Here is an 18,538-nt window from a genome sequence, read left to right as displayed (position 1 = left end):
CGGAACTCGTGTCAATCGTCGACGACGTGGTCAGCGTCCTTCCCCCGCGCCTGCGCGAGCTCGCGCTCCGGCATAAAGAGCTGATCAAGTTCGCCATCGTCGGCGCGACGACGTTCGTGATCGACAGCGGCCTGTTCTACCTGCTCAAATGGACCGTTCTGTCGGAAAAGCCGGTCACCGCCAAGATCATTTCCGGCGTGGTCGCGGTGATCGCGTCCTATGTGCTCAACCGCGAATGGTCGTTCAAGAATCGCGGCGGCCGCGAGAAACATCACGAGGCATTGCTGTTCTTCGGTGTCAGCGGCATCGGCGTGGCGCTGAGCAATATACCGCTGTGGATCTCGAGCTATGTGTTCGATCTGCGGCAGCCGAATGTGAGTTTCCTGACCGAGAACATCGCCGACTTCGTGAGCGCGTTCGTCATCGGCAACCTGCTGCAGATGGCGTTCCGGTTCTGGGCGATGCGGCGGTGGGTGTTCCCCGACGAGATGGACGAGATCGTCGCCGAACTGGAGGAGCTCGTCGAGGAAGAACCGCTCGGCAAGAGCTGACCAGGCGCGGTTGGTAAATCAGCGCGGTTCGGTCAGCGTCGCGTTCTGCGACCGGTTGACCTTGGATCCGAGGAACACCGCGAACAGAGCCGGACGGCGACGCTGCAGCTCGAGCCTGCCACCATCGGCCTCCACCAGGGCCCGCGCCAGTGCCAACCCCACACCGGTCGACCCACCGGCCGAGAAACCCCGGTCGAAGATGTGCGGGGCCATTTCGTCGCGAATGCCTTCGCCCTCGTCGGCTACCTCCACGCAGATCAGTGGGTCACGCGCGCTCATCGTCGGGACCGTTCGCACCGACACCGTGCAGGTGCCGCCGCCGTGCATGAGGGCGTTGTCGACCAGCACCGCGACCGCCTCACGTAACCGCGAACCGGTGATCGGCGCGCGCAGGGATTCGTCGCCGATCAGGCTCAGTTCGCGGCCCGCCTCGTGGAACGGGTGCGTCCATTCGGCGACCACACCGCGCAGCTCGGCCATCACCGGCACCGGGTCGCGATCGGCGGCGTCTTCGGAGCGGGAGGCGCGGACCAGGTCGTCGATGGCGTCGGTGAGCCGGTCGACCTGCGCCATCGCCTCCTCCGCCTCGTGCACCACCTCGGGATCGTTGTGGGTCGACAGCTCGTCCAAGCGCAACCGCACGGCCGTCAGGCGGCTGCGCAGCTGGTGGGAAACGTCGGCGACCAGCGCGTGCTCACGTTGCAGACGGCCCGCGATCTCGACGGTCGCCGAGTCGAGCACATCGGAGACCCGGTCGAGTTCGGCGATGCCGTGCCTGCGGGGGTCGGGCCGGAAGTCGCCCATCGCCAGTCGGGCCGCGCGGGCGGCCACATCGCGCAGCGGATCGGCGACGCGGCGCGCGGTCACCACGGCCACCGAGAATGCCGCACCGAGCGAGGCGAGCACGGCCAGCGCCACCGCGGCGACGGCCTGCTCCTGACGCGCGTGCATGGGTCCGGCGGGTACCTCCAGCCGTAACGACGCCGAGGTCCCCATCGACAGCGACTCGACCAGAGGGTCGTCGATCTGCTCGACGCCGATGTCGGTGCGCGCGGCATTGTCGGTCGGCGTCGGGTAGACGACGGTGAGCCGGCCGCCCTCGGGCACCAGCGCCCGGATGGCGCGCACGTCCAGCCCGTCGTGGACGTAACCGTCGACCTGTTCCTGGGCGATCACCTCGGCCGCGATGCGTTCCAGCCTGCTCTGCAGATCGTTGCGGGTGATGTCCTCCACCCAGAGCCAGGCGGTGTAGATCAGGGGTACGCCCAGCACCACCGTGGTGATGGTGAGGACCGTGAGGATCGAACGCAGGATGCGACGACGCACGACCCGTCAGCTCCGGTGCGTGTCGGTGTTGAGGCGAAAGCCCACACCGCGCACGGTGACGATGCGCCGCTCGGCCATCGGGCCCTCGTCGCCGATCTTGCGGCGCAGCCAGGACATGTGCATGTCGAGGGTCTTGGATCCGCGCAGGTCGGCATCGCCCCACACCTCGCGCAGGATCGTCTCGCGGCCGACGACCTGACCGGCCCGGTCGATGAGCACCTTGAGCAGCTCGTACTCCTTGTTGGCCAGGTTCACCTCGGCCCCGTTCACCAGTACGCGCCGCGCCGCCGGTTCGAGGCGGATGCCGCCGACCTCCACCGCGTCGTCACCGATTCCGCTGCGCCGCAACAGGGCTCGCACGCGGGCGAGCAGTTCGGCGAGGCGGAACGGTTTGCCGACGTAGTCGTCGGCGCCCGCGTCGAGCCCGACGACGAAGTCGACCTCGTCGGTGCGCGCGGTGAGCATCAGCACCGCGATGTCGGCGCCGCCCGCGCGTACCTGCCTGCATACCTCCAGCCCGTCCATTCCGGGCAGGCCGAGGTCGAGGATCAGCAGGTCGTGGTTGCCTTCGAGAGCACGGCGCAGCACCGCCGGGCCGAAGCGTTCGACGGTGACGGTGTAGCCCTCACGCCCCAGTGCGCGCGACAGGGGTGCGGCGATCGCCTCGTCGTCCTCGGCCAGAAGTACTGCGGTCATGTGCCCAGGTTAAGTGGTCTGGACCCGCGGCTCACCGGTAGCCGCCACCCCAGTGCTGATCGGTCGGCGAGCGGCCCGCCTCGAAAACCTGGTGGTAGAGCAGCGAGTGCACCTGCTGCACCTGGGGGATGTCGTCGTATTCGAGCGGCTCCTCCGACGACGACCCGATGATGAGCGTGCCGGTGCCGAGCAGCCGGTCGAAGACGCCGTGACTGAACTGCACGCTGGAGATACGGCTGAGCGGGATGTCGATACCGGTGTGGGTGAGCACGCCCTCACGGACGAGCACCCGGCGCTGGGTGACGATGAAATGCGTTGACTTCCAGGCGATCACCCGCACGATCACCCGCCAGGCGATGATCCCGAACCAGATCAGGCCGATGAGCACCAGCAGCACGGTTCGCACGTGCCCGGTGGTGTTTCGCCAGGCCAGCCCGCCGAGGAAACCGGCGAGGGCGGTGGCGACGATGAGCGTGATGATCGGCCAGACCAGCATCTTCCAGTGCGGGTGGCGGTGCAGGATCAGCTGCTCGTCGGGCGCGAGGACATCCTCCGGGTAACCCATATGCGCACAGTACCGCGCGATGACGGTGCATTTCTCGATGCCACGGCGGAGGCGATACTGTGGATTCCGCGCTAGAAGCCAGGTTTTGCCCATTTCTCCTTGCTCGCCATACGACAGTGGAGGCTCGCGTGACCAAAGCTCTGACTCAGCTCGAAATCCTCACCGCTCTCGAACCCGTCGCCGAACAGAATCTGAACCGGCACCTGTCCATCGCCAAGGACTGGCACCCGCACGACTACGTGCCGTGGGACGAGGGTCGCAATTTCGCCGCGATGGGCGGAATCGATTGGGAGCCGGAACAATCCAAGCTCACCGATGTCGCCAAGGCGGCGATGATCACCAACCTGCTCACCGAGGACAACCTGCCCTCCTATCACCGCGAGATCGCCGAGAACTTCTCCCAGGACGGCGCGTGGGGTACCTGGGTCGGTCGCTGGACCGCCGAGGAGAACCGGCACGGCATCGTCATCCGTGACTATCTGGTCGTCACCCGAGGGGTCGACCCGGTCGCGCTGGAGAACGCCAGGATGGTCCACATGACCCAGGGCGCCCACGCACCGGCGAACTGGGGCGGCTTCCTGGTCAACGTCGCGTACGTGACGTTCCAGGAGCTGGCCACCCGGGTGAGCCACCGCAACACCGGCCGCGTCTGCGACGACGCCGTCGCCGACCGCATGCTCGCGCGCGTGGCCACCGACGAGAACCTGCACATGATCTTCTACCGCAACCTGTGCGCGGCCGCCCTGGACCTGGTCCCCGATCAGGCGATGCCCGCGATCACCAAGGTGCTCACCAACTTCCAGATGCCCGGCGCGGGCATGCCGAACTGGCGGCGCAACGGTGTGCTGATGGCCAAGCACGGCATCTACGACCTTCGTCAGCACCTCGACGAGGTGGTGCTGCCGGTGCTCAAGCAGTGGAACATCTTCGGCCGCGACGACTTCGGGCCACGCGGCGAGGCGGCCCGCGACGAGTTGGCACAGTTCCTGGCCAAGCTGGAGAAGGACGTGCTGAAGTTCGAGGAGCAGCGCGACAGGTTGCTGGCGCGCGAGCGCGAGGTGGCCGAACGCAAGGGGGCAGGCGCGGCGGCGCGCTGATCGATAGCGACCGGTCGGTCAGGCGTCGTGGAGACGACCACAGCGCCTGACCGGCGGCGTCCCGGTCAGTACTGCCCGCGCAGGTGGGTCACATCTCCCGCCGACACCGCGTCGTCGCCGATCAGCAGCCGCCCGGTGGCATCGACCCCGGTGGCCACACCGGTGAGCACCTTCCCACCCGGCAGCTCTGCCCGCACGTTCACCCCGATCGTCGCGCAACGCTCGCGGTAGGCCGCCGCGAGTTCGTCGGTGGCCCACCCCGCCCGCTCCCACTCGGTGAACCGGCGGGCGAATTCGCTGAGGATCGCGGCGGCGAGCGCGGTGCGATCGGTGGTCTGCGCACCGGCCAACGCCAGCGAAGTCGCATGCGGCACAGGCAGTTCCGACTCGTCCAGGTCGACATTGAGGCCGACACCGACCACCACGGCGGGCGCGATACCGGTGGCGGCGACCTCGGCGAGGATGCCCGCGAGCTTGCGGTTGTCGAGCAGAACGTCGTTGGGCCACTTCAATTCCGGCGAAAGACCCGCGATGCCACGCAGCGCGTCGACCACCGCGATGCCGGTGAGCAACGGCAACCAGCCGAGCGCCACCGGGTCGATACCGGGCAACCGGACCAGGATCGACAGCGAGATCTGGGCCCGCGGCGGACTCACCCACTCGCGCGCGTGCCGACCGCGACCCGCGACCTGCTCCTCGGCGAGCAGCGCCTGCCGGTCGACAGCGGGATCGGCCGCGCGGGCCACCAGATCGGCATTGGTCGAACCGGTCGATTCGACGACATCGATCCGGTCGAAGAACACCGGTGCCGGGGAGACGAGAGAGCTGCGCAGACGTTGCGCGTCGATCGGTGCCCTGTTCATTCCTGGCACGCTACCCGCCGCCGCGTGCTATGGGGCATCACCACACCTAGCTGCGGTTTCTGTACTGGCCGGTAGGCGCACTGCCGTAGTGCGGGGCGGTATCACTCGTTACACTCGCAACCCATGACGAGTGTCCAGCAGCAGCCCGCGTCGGAATCGGCGGGCGCCCCCGACATCCACACCACCGCCGGGAAGCTGGCTGATCTGCGGAATCGGCTGGAAGAAGCGCAACACCCGATGGGTGAGGCCGCCGTCGACAAGGTGCACGCCAAGGGCAAGATGACCGCCCGCGAGCGCATCCTCGCACTGGTCGACGAGGGCTCCTTCGTCGAGCTCGACGCCCTGGCCAAGCACCGCAGCGTGAACTTCGGGCTGGAGAACAACCGCCCCACCGGCGACGGCGTGGTGACCGGTTACGGCACCATCGACGGCCGCGACGTGTGCCTGTTCTCCCAGGACGTCACCGTCTTCGGTGGCTCGCTCGGCGAGGTCTACGGCGAGAAGATCGTCAAGGTGATGGACCTGGCGATCAAGACCGGCCGTCCGCTGGTCGGTATCAACGAGGGCGCGGGCGCGCGCATCCAGGAGGGCGTCGTCTCCCTCGGCCTCTACGGCGAGATCTTCCACCGCAACGTGCAGGCCTCCGGCGTGATCCCGCAGATCTCGCTGATCATGGGTGCCGCCGCCGGTGGGCACGTGTACTCCCCCGCGCTCACCGACTTCGTGGTGATGGTCGATCAGACCTCGCAGATGTTCGTCACCGGCCCCGACGTGATCAAGACCGTCACCGGTGAAGAGGTCAGCATGGAAGACCTCGGTGGCGCGCACACCCACATGGTGAAGTCCGGTGTCGCCCACTACGTGGCCTCCGGCGAACAGGACGCGCTGGACTACGTCAAGGACCTGCTGAGCTACCTGCCGAGCAACAACCGCGCCGAGGCGCCGCGCACCGAGCCGACCGACCCGATCTTCGGCGCCATCGAGGACTCGCTCACCGAGGAAGATCTCGAGCTCGACACGATCATCCCGGATTCGCCGAACCAGCCCTACGACATGCACGAGGTGATCCGTCGTCTGCTCGACGACGACGAGTTCCTCGAGGTGCAGGCCGAGCGCGCGATGAACATCATCGTCGGCTTCGGCCGGGTGGACGGGCGCAGCGTCGGCATTGTCGCCAACCAGCCCACCCAGTTCGCCGGCTGCCTCGACATCGACGCTTCGGAGAAGGCCGCGCGCTTCGTTCGCACCTGCGACGCCTTCAACATCCCGATCATCACCCTGGTCGACGTGCCCGGCTTCCTGCCCGGCACCGGCCAGGAATACAACGGCATCATCCGCCGCGGCGCCAAGCTGCTCTATGCCTACGGCGAGGCCACTGTGGGCAAGATCACGATCATCACCCGCAAGGCTTATGGCGGTGCCTACGACGTGATGGGTTCCAAGCACATGGGTGCCGATGTGAACCTCGCGTGGCCGACCGCGCAGATCGCCGTGATGGGCGCCTCGGGCGCCGTCGGGTTCGTCTACCGCAAACAGCTGGCAGAGGCCGCCCAGAACGGCGCCGACGTCGACGCTTTGCGCCTCGAGCTGCAGAACGAGTACGAGGACACCCTCGTGAACCCGTACGTGGCCGCCGAGCGTGGCTACGTCGACGCGGTCATCCCGCCGTCGCACACGCGAGGCCAGATCGTGTCGGCGCTGCGACTGCTCGAACGCAAAATGGTGACCCTTCCCCCCAAGAAACACGGCAACATTCCGCTCTGAAAACGCGATATTCCTCGTGTGCCGCGCACACTTGTTGGGGAAATCAACTATTGCCCGGCGCTGTTGCACCGGGAATGATCGCGGACACCGCGCCGTGAACCGAAGTACGCGCAGGAAGGATCTGGCACTGTGACCACTGTGGCAGAAGAAGACGTGCTGACCGCCGCCGAGCTCGAGCTCGCTGTCGAACCACTCGTCGACGAGGTCGAACTGTCTACCGACACGCTGACCGAGGCCCCGGCAGAACCCGCCGGTGAGCCGCTGTTGCGCATTCTGAAGGGATCGCCGTCCGACGAGGACGTCGCCGCCCTGGTCGCGGTGTTCAGTGCCGCCGCCGCGAGCGCACCGGCGCCGACCGCTCATCAGCCGGTGGACGGCTGGGGTCAGGCGACGCTGATGCACCGGGGTTCGTCCCCGTTCTCGCCGTACGTGTACCCGCTGCTGTCGCACCTGCGCTGAGGGTGACCCGGCTGGTCTTGGCCTCCGCGTCCCCCGCCCGGCTCGGGGTGCTCCGGACGGCGGGTATCGATCCCGTCGTCCGCGTCTCCGGCGTGGACGAGGACGCGGTCTCGGCCGCGCTTCCCGCTGATACGTCCGCCGACGATGTCGTTGTCGCCCTGGCCCGTGCCAAGGCCCTCGACGTGGCAGGCACCATTCCCGAACTCGCCGCCGACTGTGTCGTCGTCGGCTGCGATTCCATGCTGCTCGTCGACGGGCGGCTACAAGGCAAACCGCACACGCCCGAGGTGGCGCGCGAGCGCTGGGCGAGCATGGCCGGGCGCAGCGCCGATCTGCTCACCGGCCACTGTGTACTGCGCCTGCGCGACGGCGAGGTCGTCGCCGAATCGGCCGAATGCAGTTCCACCACCGTGCATTTCGCCAAACCCGGCCCGGACGAACTCGAGGCCTACATCGCCACCGGCGAACCGCTGCAGGTGGCGGGTGCGTTCACGCTCGACGGTCTCGGCGGCTGGTTCGTCGACCGGATCGAGGGTGATCCGTCCAGTGTCATCGGGATCGGGCTACCACTGCTGCGCAGGCTGCTCGAAGACGTCGGCGTCGGTGTCACGCAACTGTGGCGGGACGCGCGGTCCTGACGGCGTGATCATTCGCTGAGCGGCCTGGTCCTCGCCGACGGCCGACCGGATCGGCCGCTCGCCGTGCTCCTCGGCCGCGTGCTCGACGGCTTCCGCGCCGAGGGTGAGTTCGAGCCTGGCATGGCACAGTTCCGGTTCGGTGAACGGATGCAGCCGCACCTCCACCCGGCCGCGCGCGCCGTTGCGTTCCAGCACTTCGCGCATCAGACCCACGTGCACTCCGCACACCACTTCGGCGTGCGAGCGGGCCAGTTCGCGCAGGGGGCAAGCGGTGAGATTGATGCCGACGTGCTCGTCGGTCTCGCCGACCGGGTCCTTCTCCGGCGCGAAGCCGAGTTCCGACATCAGCGACATGGTGATGTCACGGGCGTCGGCGAGAGTTTCCACCTGGTGGGAGCCGATATCCATGCGACGGCCCCACGCGCGGCCCGCCTCGATGGCGGCGGCGGAGCGGCTGAGCGGGTCGGGTCCGAGGTGGTCGGCGAGCACCTGGGCCAGTTCCTGATAGCCGACCGACCGCTGCACCGCGCGGTAACCGATGCGAGGTCGGCCACGTCCGCGCGGGGGTTGCTGGAACTGGCGCACGAGCGATTCGCGGGTGAGAACGTCGAGGTGGAAACGGACGGTGGTGACGTGCTGTCCGGTGATGCGGGCCAGTTCCTGGGCATCGAGGGGCTCGGTGGCGCCACGTAGGATCGCGAGCAGTCGCCGTCGCGGCCATGAATCGGACATAGCTCACCCCTCCTCTCCAGAGACTTTATCGGACAGCTCTGCGCTTTATTCGCCCATTGCGTCGATTCGTGATGTGCCACCACAGACATACCATCGGCTACGGCCTCGACACTGCCGCACCCGCCCAACTCTCGCGTGAAGGACCACACTGTGCCCGTCGCCCCGGATCCGCACCCCGCCTACGGTTCCTACGCAGTCCCGCATCGATTGGTAACCACCGAATGGCTGTCCGCAAACATCGGGGTGCCCGGTGTGAAGGTCATCGAATCCAACGACGACATTCTTCTCTACGACATCGGACATGTGCCCGGCGCGGTCAAGATCGATTGGCGTGGTGATCTGAGCGACCCGGTGACCCGCGATTACATCGATGGTCACCGATTCACCGAACTGATGCGCGCCAAGGGTATCCGGCGCGAGGACACCGTGGTGATTTATGGCGATCGCGGCAATGCCCAAGCCGCGCACACCGCCTGGATCTTCACCCTGTTCGGCCACGAGGACGTGCGACTGCTCGACGGCGGCCGCGACGCCTGGATCTCCGAGGAACGCGATACCACCTTCGACCCGCCCGTCCCCGAGCGCAGCGACTACCCCTCGGTCGAGCGCGACGACACGACCGCCCGCGCGTTCCGCGAGGAGGTCCTCGCGCGGCTGGGCCGCCCGCTGGTGGACGTGCGCTCGCCGCAGGAGTACGCGGGTGAGTCCGGTGGCGACAAGGAACCCGAAACGCAACGGGCGGGTCATGTGCCAACCGCCGTTAACATCCCGTGGACACTTGCCTGCTCACCCGATGGAAGATTCCGTTCGCGCGCCGAATTGGACGAGGTCTACGGCGCCCTGCCCGCCGAGGATCTCGTGGTCTATAGCCGGGTCGGCGAACGCTCCAGCCACACCTGGTTCGTCCTCACCTTCCTGCTCGGCCGCAGGTCGGTGCGCAATTACGACGGTTCGTGGATCGAATGGGGCAACTCGGTTCGCCTGCCGATCGCCGCGGGCGACGAACCGGGCACCGTCGATCAGCGGAATTGAAACGGGTTCACAGGTCGGCGGGCCGCGTAGTGTGACCTACGACCTACTGAACAGTAGGGCTAGCCGAGTTCGGGGCGAATTGGCACACTGCCTACACTCGCCCGAGACGAAAGTTGTCGATACCGGGCGCGGGGCCCACACGGTGACCCGTCCGAAGCGACCAAAGATTGCACACAGGAGGCTCAGTGCCCAGCCATGCCAGCGCACGGATCACGAAGGTACTCGTAGCTAACCGCGGCGAGATCGCGGTCCGCGTGATCCGGGCTGCCAAGGACGCGGGGATCACCAGCGTCGCGGTGTACGCCGAGCCCGATGCCGACGCTCCCTTCGTGAAGCTCGCCGACGAGGCGTTCGCCCTCGGCGGCCAGACCTCGGCCGAGTCGTACCTCGTGTTCGACAAGATCCTCGACGCCGCCGCCAAGTCCGGCGCCGACGCGATCCACCCCGGCTACGGCTTCCTCTCCGAGAACGCCGACTTCGCCCAGGCCGTCATCGACGCCGGGCTGATCTGGATCGGCCCCTCGCCGCAGTCGATTCGCGACCTGGGTGACAAGGTCACCGCCCGCCACATCGCCGAGCGCGCACAGGCCCCGATGGCCGCGGGCACCAAGGACCCGGTCAAGAACGCCGACGAGGTCGTCGCGTTCGCCAAGGAATACGGCGTCCCGGTCGCGATCAAGGCGGCCTTCGGTGGCGGTGGCCGCGGCATGAAGGTCGCCCACACCATCGAGGAGATCCCCGAACTGTTCGAGTCGGCCACCCGTGAGGCCGTCGCCGCCTTCGGCCGTGGTGAGTGCTTCGTCGAGCAGTACCTGGACAAGGCCCGCCACGTCGAGGCCCAGGTCATCGCCGACCAGCACGGCAACGTCGTCGTCGCCGGTACCCGTGACTGCTCGCTGCAGCGCCGCTTCCAGAAGCTCGTCGAGGAGGCGCCCGCGCCGTTCCTGTCCGACGAGGTCCGCGCCAAGATCCACGACTCCGCCAAGCGCATCTGCCGCGAGGCCGGCTACTACGGCGCGGGCACCGTGGAGTACCTGGTGCAGGGCGAGACCGTGTCGTTCCTCGAGGTGAACACCCGCCTGCAGGTGGAGCACCCGGTCACCGAGGAGACCGCGGGTATCGACCTGGTGCGCCAGCAGTTCCGCATCGCCGAGGGCCACGAGCTGAGCATCACCGAGGACCCCGCCCCGCGTGGTCACTCGTTCGAGTTCCGCATCAACGGTGAGGACGCCGGCCGCGGCTTCCTGCCCGCCCCCGGCCCGGTCAACGTGTACCGCGAGCCCTCGGGCCCCGGCGTGCGCGTCGATTCGGGTGTGGTGCAGGGCAGCGTCATCGGCGGTCAGTTCGACTCGATGCTCGCCAAGCTGATCGTCACCGGCGAGAACCGCGAGCAGGCGCTGCAGCGCGCCCGTCGCGCGCTGGCCGAGTACGAGGTCGAGGGCCTGGCGACGGTCATCCCGTTCCACCGCGCGATCGTCGAGGACCCGGCGTTCATCGGTGACGGCGAGAAGTTCGACGTCTACACCAAGTGGATCGAAAACGAGTGGAACAACACCGTCGAGCCGTACACCGGCGGCGGTGCCCCGGCCGACGACGACGAGGAACTGCCCCGGCAGAAGGTCGTGGTCGAGGTCGGTGGACGTCGCGTCGAGGTGTCGCTGCCCGGCCAGTTCTCCCTCGGTGGCGGTGCGGCCGGTGCGGCCGGTAACGGTGTGGTCCGCAAGAAGCCCAAGCCGCGCAAGCGTGGTGGCGGCGGTGCCGGTGCCGCTTCCGGTGACGCGGTCACCGCGCCCATGCAGGGCACCGTGGTGAAGGTCGCCGTCGAAGAGGGCCAGACCGTCGAGGCGGGCGACCTGATCGTGGTGCTCGAGGCCATGAAGATGGAGAACCCGGTCAACGCGCACAAGGCCGGTGTCGTCACCGGGCTGGCCGTCGAGGCGGGTGCCGCCATCACCCAGGGCACCGTCCTGGCCGAGATCAAGTAGAAGTTTCCCCCCGAACGGACGCCGGTCTCTTGTAGACCGGCGTCCGTTCGCGTTCAGGGACGATTGCCCTGAGTGAACGGGCGGCGAAGATCGCGCTCGCGGCCGGGCGATGCGTCCGTGGCCTGTCGTAATGTGGGTCGGGTGACCAGCAGTGCGCACATCGAACCGGATTCCTCAGCCACGCCGGATCCGGTGCCGGTCGCCGAGGTGATTCGCGGCAGGCAGGCCGCCGGGCATCGCGACGACGGGCACCGTCTCGCCCTGGTGATCGAGGGTGGCGGCAGCCGCGGTGTGTATTCCAGCGGCATGGTGCAAGCGCTCGAGGAACTCGGGCTGTCGGCGGTGTTCGATGCCGTGTACGGCACGTCGGCCGGGGCGATCAACGGGGCGTGGCTGCTGTGCGGGCGGGCCGCGTCGGGGATGCGGTCGTGGACGGATCGCACCATCATGCGGCGGGTGGTCGACCCGGTGCGGATCGTGCGCGGGCGACCGGTTTTCGATCTGCACTACCTGGTGCACCGGGTATACGACGGGATCGAGCCGATGGATTTTCCGGCGATTCTCGCCAATCCGACCAGCTTCCACCCGATCGCCACCGATACCCGCACCGGGCAGCCGGTCGATCTCGCACCGTTCATCGTCGACAAGCCGACTCTGCTCACGGCTCTGCGGGCGTCGGCGGGGTTGCCGTTGCTCGCGGGCCCGCCGGTGGAGCTGGCCGGCCGCAGCTATTTCGACGGTGGTCTCTCGGAGACCGTGCCGATCCGGAGCGCGGTGAGCGCGGGCGCCACCCACGCCCTCGTCCTGCGCACGCGACGGACCGGGGAACTACGTCCGCCCGCTCCCCTGGTGCATCGGGTGGTCGGCGGTGGATATCTGCGTGCGGTCGCGCCCGGTGCTTTCCGCGCGTGGTCGGCGCGACCCGGTCAGCAGGCGGTGGAGGACAGCTATCTGGCCGGCCTCGGTGACCGGGTACTGCAGGTGCATCCGCCTGCCGGCGCCCCACCGGTCGACAGCGCCGCCCGCGACACCACCCTGCTCACCCAGGCCCTCGACCTCGGCCGCGCCGCCGTCCACGCCCTGCTCGGCGACCGGCCGAGCCCGGCCTGAGGCGACCCCCGGAACTCCGGGGCACCGGTTTTGCCGGATTTCCCAGTTCTGCCCGCTCCCTTAGCGTCTCACCGGCGAGGGCACGAACAGAGGGAGACCGGGATGGGTACGCAGGTGCTGGCTCGACCGCCGGTGGAGTCCGCCGGCCACGAAGAGCCGGAGGAGCGGGGGTGGCACCCGGCCGTCCGGGTGCTGTTCCGGTTCACGTTCGTCACCGTCGGAATCGGGATGGCCGGTGCGTGGTTGCTGCACGCGCTCCTGCGTACTCTCGGCCTATCCCAGCAGGTGGTGGCCGAGGTCGGCAAATGGACTGCGCTGCATCCGCTCACGGACTGGGTGGGCACCCGGCTGTTCGATGTCCGGGTCGACTACACGGTCACCGGTAGTGGTGACACCGCCGCCAAGTGGATCAGCGTCTTCACCCTGATCCTGGTCGCGGTTCCGGTGACCGCCGTGTGGTCGGTGCTCGACCGGCGTCGACCCGACTATGCGCGCCTGTACGGCTGGTTCCGGTTGCTGGTGCGGTTCACGCTGGTGAGCGCGCTGATGCTGTACGGGATGATCAAGCTGATGCCGACCCAGATGTCGTTCAATCTGGAGCGGCTGGTGGAACCGTTCGGGCACATGAGCCCGATGGCGGTGCTGTGGGCGCAGTCGTCGCTGTCGGAACCGTACGAGATGGCACTCGGGGCGGCCGAGGTGACGGCGGCGGTGCTGCTGATCCTGCCGCTCACCGCCGGGCTCGGCTCGGTGCTCGCGGTGATCGTCGCGCTGCAGGTGGTGCTGATGAACCTCACCTTCGATGTGCCGGTGAAGCTGTTCGCCCTCCAATTGCTGCTGTACGCAACGCTTCTCGCGGCACCTGATCTCGCACGACTGGTCCGGGCGCTGCTCGGCCGTGCCGTCGAACCGAGCCGGTCGACCACCCTGCTCACCTCACCGCGTGGCAACCGGCTGATGCTCGGTGCCCAGGTACTGCTCGGGCTGTGGTTCCTCGTCGCCACGGCCGTCGAGGCCTACGACGGCTGGCACACCTACGGCAATGCCCGGCCGAAGTCGCCGCTCTACGGAATCTGGAATGTCACCGAATATTCGGTCGACGGCGAGCAGGTGCCCGCGCTGGTCGACTTCGACGCACCGGCAACCGGCCTGCCGAACGCGACCGAACGTTTCCGCCGCATCATCTTCGACATCCCGCAGGGCATGACCGCCCAGCGCCTCGACGATTCACTGGTGTCCTTCCCCGCCCGCGTCGACACCGGCAAGCAGACCGTCACCCTGTCCAAGGACACCACCCACCAGTGGGCAATCGCGTCCTTCACTTACCTTCGGCCACAGGAGAATCAGCTGATCCTCGAGGGCAAGCTGGGCGGCCGGCAGGTGCGGATGCGGCTCGACCAGGTCGACCTCGATCAGTTCCCGGTCGTCTCGCGCGGCTTCCACTGGGTTCAGGCCACGCCGTACTACCGGTGACGCCCCGGCTAGGCTCGGCCCGTGGAACCGATCGAGATCAACGCAGGCTCCTGGTATCTGCGTGCCCTGCGCGCCGACGAACGCATCGATGACCGGCCCGCGCTCGCCGACGGCGGCATCACCGATCCCGGATATGTGGCGAACCGTGTCGCCCAGTGGGCCGACGAGTCGCATTTCTCGTGGGCGGTGTGCGTGCCGACCACGGCGGAGATGATCGCCGAGATCGGCGTCACCCCCGACGCGGACGGCACCGCCCTGATCACCGGTTGGGCGCGCGAGGGATTCGACGACGCCCTGGCCACCGGCGTCGAATCGGTGACTCGTTTCGTCGCAGGCGCCCTCGCCCTCACCCCACGACTCAGCCCCGAATTGGGCTGAGCCCTGCGGTGTTCGGTCTCGTCAGTAGATGCAGGGCTTGGGCCGGCCTGCCCAGCCGCCGTTGAGGAATTCGCATACCGCCGAGAAGATGTCGCCCGTCGAGGACCCGACCTGGGTCGCGGCGGGGGCGATATCAGGTGCGGTGGCCGCATTCGCGGTCGCGACGGGGAGGGCGAGGCCGGCGATCACAGCGCTGACAGCAACGAGCTTCTTCATCGAGAGTCCTGTTCGGTAGTTGTCGATCGAGTTGTTCGCTCGGAAGACGAGTCTGGCATATCTGACCGTTCGGTCAAATACCCGGAGGCACCGGATCGGGTTTCTCCCAACAGGTTTGCCGTCATTCCGCGATGGTCGCGAGTACCCGGTCGAGGGCGTCTACAGCCTTGCCCAGTTCTGCTTCGGTGACGGTGAGTGCCGGACGGAACCGGATTCCGCGTTCGCCGGTCCCCAGCAGCAGCACATGCTCGCGCTCGCGTAGGGCCGTCACCACCCGGTCCCGCAGTTGCGGCGTGGCAAGGGTGATCGCGCACATCAGCCCGCGCCCACGCACCTCGCTCACCTTCTCCGGGTATGCGGCGGAGAGCTGACCCAGCTGGCCGAGCAGGTAGCGGCCGAGTGAGCCGACCTTGTCGATCAGCCGATCCTGTTCCAGCACTTCGAGAATGCGACGCGCGCGCACCATGTCGGTGAGGTTGCCGCCCCAGGTGGAGTTCAGCCGCGAACTCACCCGGAAGACATTGTCGGGCACCTCGTCGACCCGGCCGCCTGCCATGATGCCGCAGACCTGGGTCTTCTTCCCGAACGCCACCACATCCGGAGCGACATCCAATTGCTGGTAGGCCCAGGTGGTTCCGGTGAGCCCGACCCCGGTCTGCACCTCGTCGAGGACGAACAGCGCGTCGTTGTCGTGACACAACCGCTGCATCGCGGCCAGGAACCCCGGACGCAGATGCCGGTCACCGCCCTCGCCCTGGATGGGTTCGGCGATGAAACAGGCGATGTCGTGCGGACGGTCGGCGAACGCGCGGGCGGCCTGAGCGAGGGTTTCGGCTTCGAGCGCGTCGAGGTCCTCGCCAGCGAAGGTGTGCGGGGTGGCCAGGCGTGGCCAGTCGAACTTGGGGAAGCGCGCGGTCTTGACCGGATCGGTGTTCGTCAGCGACATGGTGTAGCCGCTGCGCCCGTGAAAGGCGCCGGTCAGGTGCAGCACCTGGGTGCCGAGTTCCGGTGAGCGGCCGTGGGATTCGTTGTGCCTGCTCTTCCAGTCGAAGGCCACCTTGAGCGCGTTCTCGACCGCGAGCGCACCACCGTCGACGAAGAACAGGTGCGGCAGTCGCGGATCGCCGAGGACGCGGGCGAAAGTGTCGACGAATCGCGCCATCTCGACGGTGTAGATGTCGGAGTTGCTCGGCTTGTTGACCGCGGCGGTGGCCAGTTCGGCACGGAAGCGCTCGTCGCGAGCCAGTGCCGGATGGTTCATGCCGAGGGCGTTGGAGGCGAAGAAGCCGAACATGTCGAGATAGGCGGTGCCGTCGCGTTCGTCGACGAGCGTGCGGCCGTGGGACTTGTGCAGATCGAGCACAAGATCGAAGCCGTCCGCGAGGATGTGCGAGGACAGGATTTCGTGGACCCGGTTGGCGGGGGTGACCGCCGCGCCGGGGCGCTCCAGTTCGATGGTCACGACCCGAGGGTACGCAACTATTTACGGAACATCCACGGAATGACGGATTAATTACGAAGAATCGTTACCTGTCGTAGAATGTCTGCAGGATGATGGTGCTGCGCGTCCGTACATTGGCGGTGGCCCGGATCTCCTGCAGCAGCTGTTCGAGATGCCGGGGTGAGGCCACCCGCACCAGCAGGACGTAGCTCTCCTCGCCCGCCACCGAGTGGCACGCCTCGATGCCGGGAACGTGCTGCAACAATGCGGGCGCGTCATCGGGCTGGGACGGGTCGAGAGGAGTGATCGCGACGAATGCCGACAGCAGGTGCCCGAGCGCTTCGGGGTCGACGTTGGCCGTGTATCCACGGATCACGCCGCGCGCCTCTAGCCTGCGCACCCGTGACTGCACCGCCGACACCGAGAGGCTGGCCTTCTCCGCCAGATTCGACAGGGTGGCGCGCCCGTCGTTCATCAGCTCTCTGATCAGGAGCCGGTCGATATCGTCGAGCTGGGGTCTAGCCGGTGTATCCGCCATCAGCGAAGGCTAACGCAGGCCGGGGGTTGCGCGGGGAAGACTTCTTTCTGTTCTCCTCCGAAATCCGAGCGAACTTTTCCGTGAGTCGTACCAACAGCAGAAGGTGAACAGTGATGACGCACACCGTGACCGAGCATTTCTCCGAACAGCTCTCGCTGCGCGCGAGGGCCCTGCTGCACGGCCTCGGCGCCGACGTGCCCGAGCCGGGCGTCCTGCTCGCGCGCACCCCGATCTCCGGTGGTGTCCTGCTGCCGCTCACTCCCGACACGACGGCCGACGTGGACGCCGCGATCGGTCGCGCGGCCACCGCCTTCGAATCGTGGTGCACGGTGCCCGCCCCGGTGCGTGCGGCGCTGGTGCGCAGGCTGTCGGCGTTGCTGGTCGCCCATCAGGACGAGCTGGCCGAACTGGTCACGCTCGAGGCGGGCAAGATCGGCGCCGAAGCACTCGGCGAGGTGCAGGAGATGATCGACGTCTGCGAGTTCGCGATCGGCCTGTCGCGTCAGCTCTACGGCGCGACCATGCCGTCGGAGCGGCCCGGCCATCGGCTCATGGAGACCTGGCACCCGCTGGGTGTGGTCGGGGTGATCTCGGCGTTCAACTTCCCGGTCGCGGTGTGGGCGTGGAACACCGCCATCGCGCTGGTCTGTGGTGACACGGTGGTGTGGAAGCCGTCGGAGACGACCCCGCTCACCGCGTTGGCCTGTCACACGCTGCTGCGCCGGGCCGCCCTCGAGGTCGGCGCGGATCCTCAAGTGCACCAACTCGTTCAGGGCGACGCGACCGTGGGCGAGGCGCTCGTCGACGACCCACGGGTGGCGTTGCTGAGCGCGACCGGCTCGGTGCGGATGGGTAGCATCGTCGCGCCACGGGTGGCGGCCCGGTTCGGGCGGTGCCTGCTCGAGCTCGGCGGCAACAATGCCGCGATCGTGGCGCCGAGCGCGGATCTGGAACTGGCGGTGCGCGGGATCGTGTTCGCGGCGGCGGGCACCGCTGGTCAGCGGTGCACCACGCTGCGCAGGTTGATCGTGCACAGCTCGATCGCCGATCAGCTCGTCGAGCGACTGTCGGCGGCGTACAGCCAACTGCCCGTGGGCAATCCGCTCGACGACGGCGTGCTCGTCGGCCCGCTCGTCAACGAACGCGCCTACACGGCGATGCAGGCGGCGCTGCTGCGCGCGAAGGACGAGGGTGGCGACATCGTCTGCGGCGGTGAGCGGGTGGAGTTGATCGGATCCGAGGCGTACTACGTGCGGCCCGCGCTCGTGCGGATGCCCGCGCAGACCGAACTGGTGCGGGAGGAGACCTTCGCACCGATCCTGTACGTGCTCACCTACGACGACCTCGACGACGCCATCGCACTGAACAACGGTGTGACCCAGGGCCTTTCCTCGGCCATCTTCACACTCGACCAGCGCGAGGCCGAACAGTTCGTCGCCGGATCCGATTGCGGCATCGCCAATGTCAACATCGGCACCTCCGGCGCGGAGATCGGTGGGGCGTTCGGCGGCGAGAAGAACACCGGCGGCGGGCGCGAATCCGGGTCCGACTCCTGGAAGGCCTACATGCGCCGGGCGACCAACACGATCAACTACTCCACCGAACTCCCACTCGCCCAGGGCATCCATTTCGGCTGATCACAGGGGCGATTTCGCCTTCGGCCACCCCGCGTGT

The 18,538-nt window shown here is 67.8% G+C and carries 19 protein-coding genes; 11 read left to right on the top strand and 8 right to left on the bottom strand.

Translation table 11 applies throughout. The features are described 5' to 3' along the window. Positions 1-8: 8 nt before the first annotated feature. The gene (locus tag LDL21_RS25540) at positions 9-551 is read left to right on the top strand and encodes a GtrA family protein (protein ID WP_181697538.1); all 543 of its coding nucleotides are present in this window, start codon (positions 9-11) and stop codon (positions 549-551) included. Positions 552-569: 18 nt separating this feature from the next. On the opposite strand, the gene LDL21_RS25535 is transcribed toward LDL21_RS25540, so the two are convergent. The 3 genes from LDL21_RS25535 to LDL21_RS25525 are packed head-to-tail and all read right to left on the bottom strand — an operon-like array spanning position 570 to position 3,138. Beyond that, complete coding sequence (locus LDL21_RS25535) at positions 570-1,877, bottom strand: sensor histidine kinase (RefSeq protein ID WP_181697539.1); 1,308 nt, start codon at positions 1,875-1,877, stop codon at positions 570-572. A 6-nt stretch (positions 1,878-1,883) separates the two neighbouring features. After that, on the bottom strand, positions 1,884-2,573 hold the full coding sequence (locus tag LDL21_RS25530) for a response regulator transcription factor (RefSeq protein ID WP_067490653.1): 690 nt from the start codon (positions 2,571-2,573) through the stop codon (positions 1,884-1,886). A gap of 31 nt (positions 2,574-2,604) precedes the next feature. Then, positions 2,605-3,138, bottom strand: coding sequence for a PH domain-containing protein (locus LDL21_RS25525; protein ID WP_181697540.1), 534 nt, complete (start codon positions 3,136-3,138; stop codon positions 2,605-2,607). Between the two features lie 128 nt (positions 3,139-3,266). On the opposite strand from LDL21_RS25525, the gene LDL21_RS25520 reads away from it, so the two are divergent. Further along, positions 3,267-4,235, top strand: a complete 969-nt coding sequence (locus LDL21_RS25520) for an acyl-ACP desaturase (RefSeq protein ID WP_225282070.1) — start codon at positions 3,267-3,269, stop codon at positions 4,233-4,235. Positions 4,236-4,300: 65 nt separating this feature from the next. Here the strand turns inward: LDL21_RS25520 and LDL21_RS25515 are convergent, their stop codons facing one another. Beyond that, positions 4,301-5,098, bottom strand: a complete 798-nt coding sequence (locus LDL21_RS25515; RefSeq protein WP_225282069.1) for a biotin--[acetyl-CoA-carboxylase] ligase — start codon at positions 5,096-5,098, stop codon at positions 4,301-4,303. A 123-nt stretch (positions 5,099-5,221) separates the two neighbouring features. Between LDL21_RS25515 and LDL21_RS25510 the strand changes: the two genes are divergently transcribed. The 3 genes from LDL21_RS25510 (at position 5,222) to LDL21_RS25500 (ending at position 7,959) form a co-directional block, all read left to right on the top strand. After that, positions 5,222-6,862 (top strand): acyl-CoA carboxylase subunit beta, encoded by a 1,641-nt coding sequence (locus LDL21_RS25510; RefSeq protein WP_067641427.1) that lies wholly within the window; start codon positions 5,222-5,224, stop codon positions 6,860-6,862. A 129-nt stretch (positions 6,863-6,991) separates the two neighbouring features. Further along, on the top strand, positions 6,992-7,321 hold the full coding sequence (locus tag LDL21_RS25505; protein WP_181697543.1) for an acyl-CoA carboxylase epsilon subunit: 330 nt from the start codon (positions 6,992-6,994) through the stop codon (positions 7,319-7,321). 2 nt (positions 7,322-7,323) lie between these two features. After that, positions 7,324-7,959: a Maf family protein gene (locus LDL21_RS25500; protein WP_225282068.1), complete on the top strand. Its 636-nt coding sequence runs from the start codon at positions 7,324-7,326 to the stop codon at positions 7,957-7,959. Here LDL21_RS25500 and LDL21_RS25495 read toward each other — a convergent pair. Continuing rightward, positions 7,885-8,691: a helix-turn-helix transcriptional regulator gene (locus tag LDL21_RS25495; protein WP_181697545.1), complete on the bottom strand. Its 807-nt coding sequence runs from the start codon at positions 8,689-8,691 to the stop codon at positions 7,885-7,887. The genes LDL21_RS25500 and LDL21_RS25495 overlap by 75 nt on opposite strands. A gap of 150 nt (positions 8,692-8,841) precedes the next feature. On the opposite strand from LDL21_RS25495, the gene LDL21_RS25490 reads away from it, so the two are divergent. From LDL21_RS25490 to LDL21_RS25470, 5 genes are all read left to right on the top strand, one after another. Continuing rightward, complete coding sequence (locus LDL21_RS25490; protein ID WP_181697546.1) at positions 8,842-9,723, top strand: sulfurtransferase; 882 nt, start codon at positions 8,842-8,844, stop codon at positions 9,721-9,723. Between the two features lie 185 nt (positions 9,724-9,908). After that, positions 9,909-11,708 (top strand): acetyl/propionyl/methylcrotonyl-CoA carboxylase subunit alpha, encoded by a 1,800-nt coding sequence (locus LDL21_RS25485; RefSeq protein ID WP_225282067.1) that lies wholly within the window; start codon positions 9,909-9,911, stop codon positions 11,706-11,708. 141 nt (positions 11,709-11,849) lie between these two features. Further along, positions 11,850-12,818, top strand: a complete 969-nt coding sequence (locus LDL21_RS25480) for a patatin-like phospholipase family protein (protein ID WP_181697547.1) — start codon at positions 11,850-11,852, stop codon at positions 12,816-12,818. Between the two features lie 102 nt (positions 12,819-12,920). Next, positions 12,921-14,291 carry a DoxX family protein gene (locus LDL21_RS25475; RefSeq protein ID WP_225282066.1) on the top strand — a complete coding sequence of 457 codons (1,371 nt, stop codon included), beginning with the start codon at positions 12,921-12,923 and terminating at the stop codon, positions 14,289-14,291. Between the two features lie 21 nt (positions 14,292-14,312). Further along, positions 14,313-14,669 (top strand): hypothetical protein, encoded by a 357-nt coding sequence (locus LDL21_RS25470; protein WP_181697549.1) that lies wholly within the window; start codon positions 14,313-14,315, stop codon positions 14,667-14,669. A 21-nt stretch (positions 14,670-14,690) separates the two neighbouring features. On the opposite strand, the gene LDL21_RS25465 is transcribed toward LDL21_RS25470, so the two are convergent. From LDL21_RS25465 to LDL21_RS25455, 3 genes are all read right to left on the bottom strand, one after another. Next, positions 14,691-14,885 carry a hypothetical protein gene (locus LDL21_RS25465; protein WP_067981606.1) on the bottom strand — a complete coding sequence of 65 codons (195 nt, stop codon included), beginning with the start codon at positions 14,883-14,885 and terminating at the stop codon, positions 14,691-14,693. Between the two features lie 121 nt (positions 14,886-15,006). Next, positions 15,007-16,347, bottom strand: a complete 1,341-nt coding sequence (lat, locus tag LDL21_RS25460; RefSeq protein WP_225282065.1) for an L-lysine 6-transaminase — start codon at positions 16,345-16,347, stop codon at positions 15,007-15,009. A 64-nt stretch (positions 16,348-16,411) separates the two neighbouring features. Continuing rightward, positions 16,412-16,864 carry an Lrp/AsnC family transcriptional regulator gene (locus LDL21_RS25455; protein ID WP_067490712.1) on the bottom strand — a complete coding sequence of 151 codons (453 nt, stop codon included), beginning with the start codon at positions 16,862-16,864 and terminating at the stop codon, positions 16,412-16,414. A 113-nt stretch (positions 16,865-16,977) separates the two neighbouring features. Here LDL21_RS25455 and amaB point away from each other — a divergent pair, with 113 nt between their 5' ends. Continuing rightward, complete coding sequence (gene amaB / locus LDL21_RS25450) at positions 16,978-18,501, top strand: L-piperidine-6-carboxylate dehydrogenase (protein WP_225282064.1); 1,524 nt, start codon at positions 16,978-16,980, stop codon at positions 18,499-18,501. Positions 18,502-18,538 lie beyond the last annotated feature (37 nt).

This window comes from Nocardia rosealba, from assembly GCF_020216065.1.
In the GTDB taxonomy this organism is placed as follows: domain Bacteria; phylum Actinomycetota; class Actinomycetes; order Mycobacteriales; family Mycobacteriaceae; genus Nocardia; species Nocardia rosealba.
This window is presented reverse-complemented; position numbering and strand designations above follow the sequence as displayed.

Coding starts and splice junctions, on each gene's coding strand:
- LDL21_RS25475 (WP_225282066.1), top strand. CDS start 12,921: ATGGGTACGCAGGTGCTGGCTCGACCGCCGGTGGAGTCCGCCGGCCAC.
- LDL21_RS25455 (WP_067490712.1), bottom strand. CDS start 16,864: ATGGCGGATACACCGGCTAGACCCCAGCTCGACGATATCGACCGGCTC.
- LDL21_RS25510 (WP_067641427.1), top strand. CDS start 5,222: ATGACGAGTGTCCAGCAGCAGCCCGCGTCGGAATCGGCGGGCGCCCCC.
- LDL21_RS25495 (WP_181697545.1), bottom strand. CDS start 8,691: ATGTCCGATTCATGGCCGCGACGGCGACTGCTCGCGATCCTACGTGGC.
- amaB (WP_225282064.1), top strand. CDS start 16,978: ATGACGCACACCGTGACCGAGCATTTCTCCGAACAGCTCTCGCTGCGC.
- LDL21_RS25525 (WP_181697540.1), bottom strand. CDS start 3,138: ATGGGTTACCCGGAGGATGTCCTCGCGCCCGACGAGCAGCTGATCCTG.
- LDL21_RS25465 (WP_067981606.1), bottom strand. CDS start 14,885: ATGAAGAAGCTCGTTGCTGTCAGCGCTGTGATCGCCGGCCTCGCCCTC.
- LDL21_RS25515 (WP_225282069.1), bottom strand. CDS start 5,098: ATGAACAGGGCACCGATCGACGCGCAACGTCTGCGCAGCTCTCTCGTC.
- LDL21_RS25530 (WP_067490653.1), bottom strand. CDS start 2,573: ATGACCGCAGTACTTCTGGCCGAGGACGACGAGGCGATCGCCGCACCC.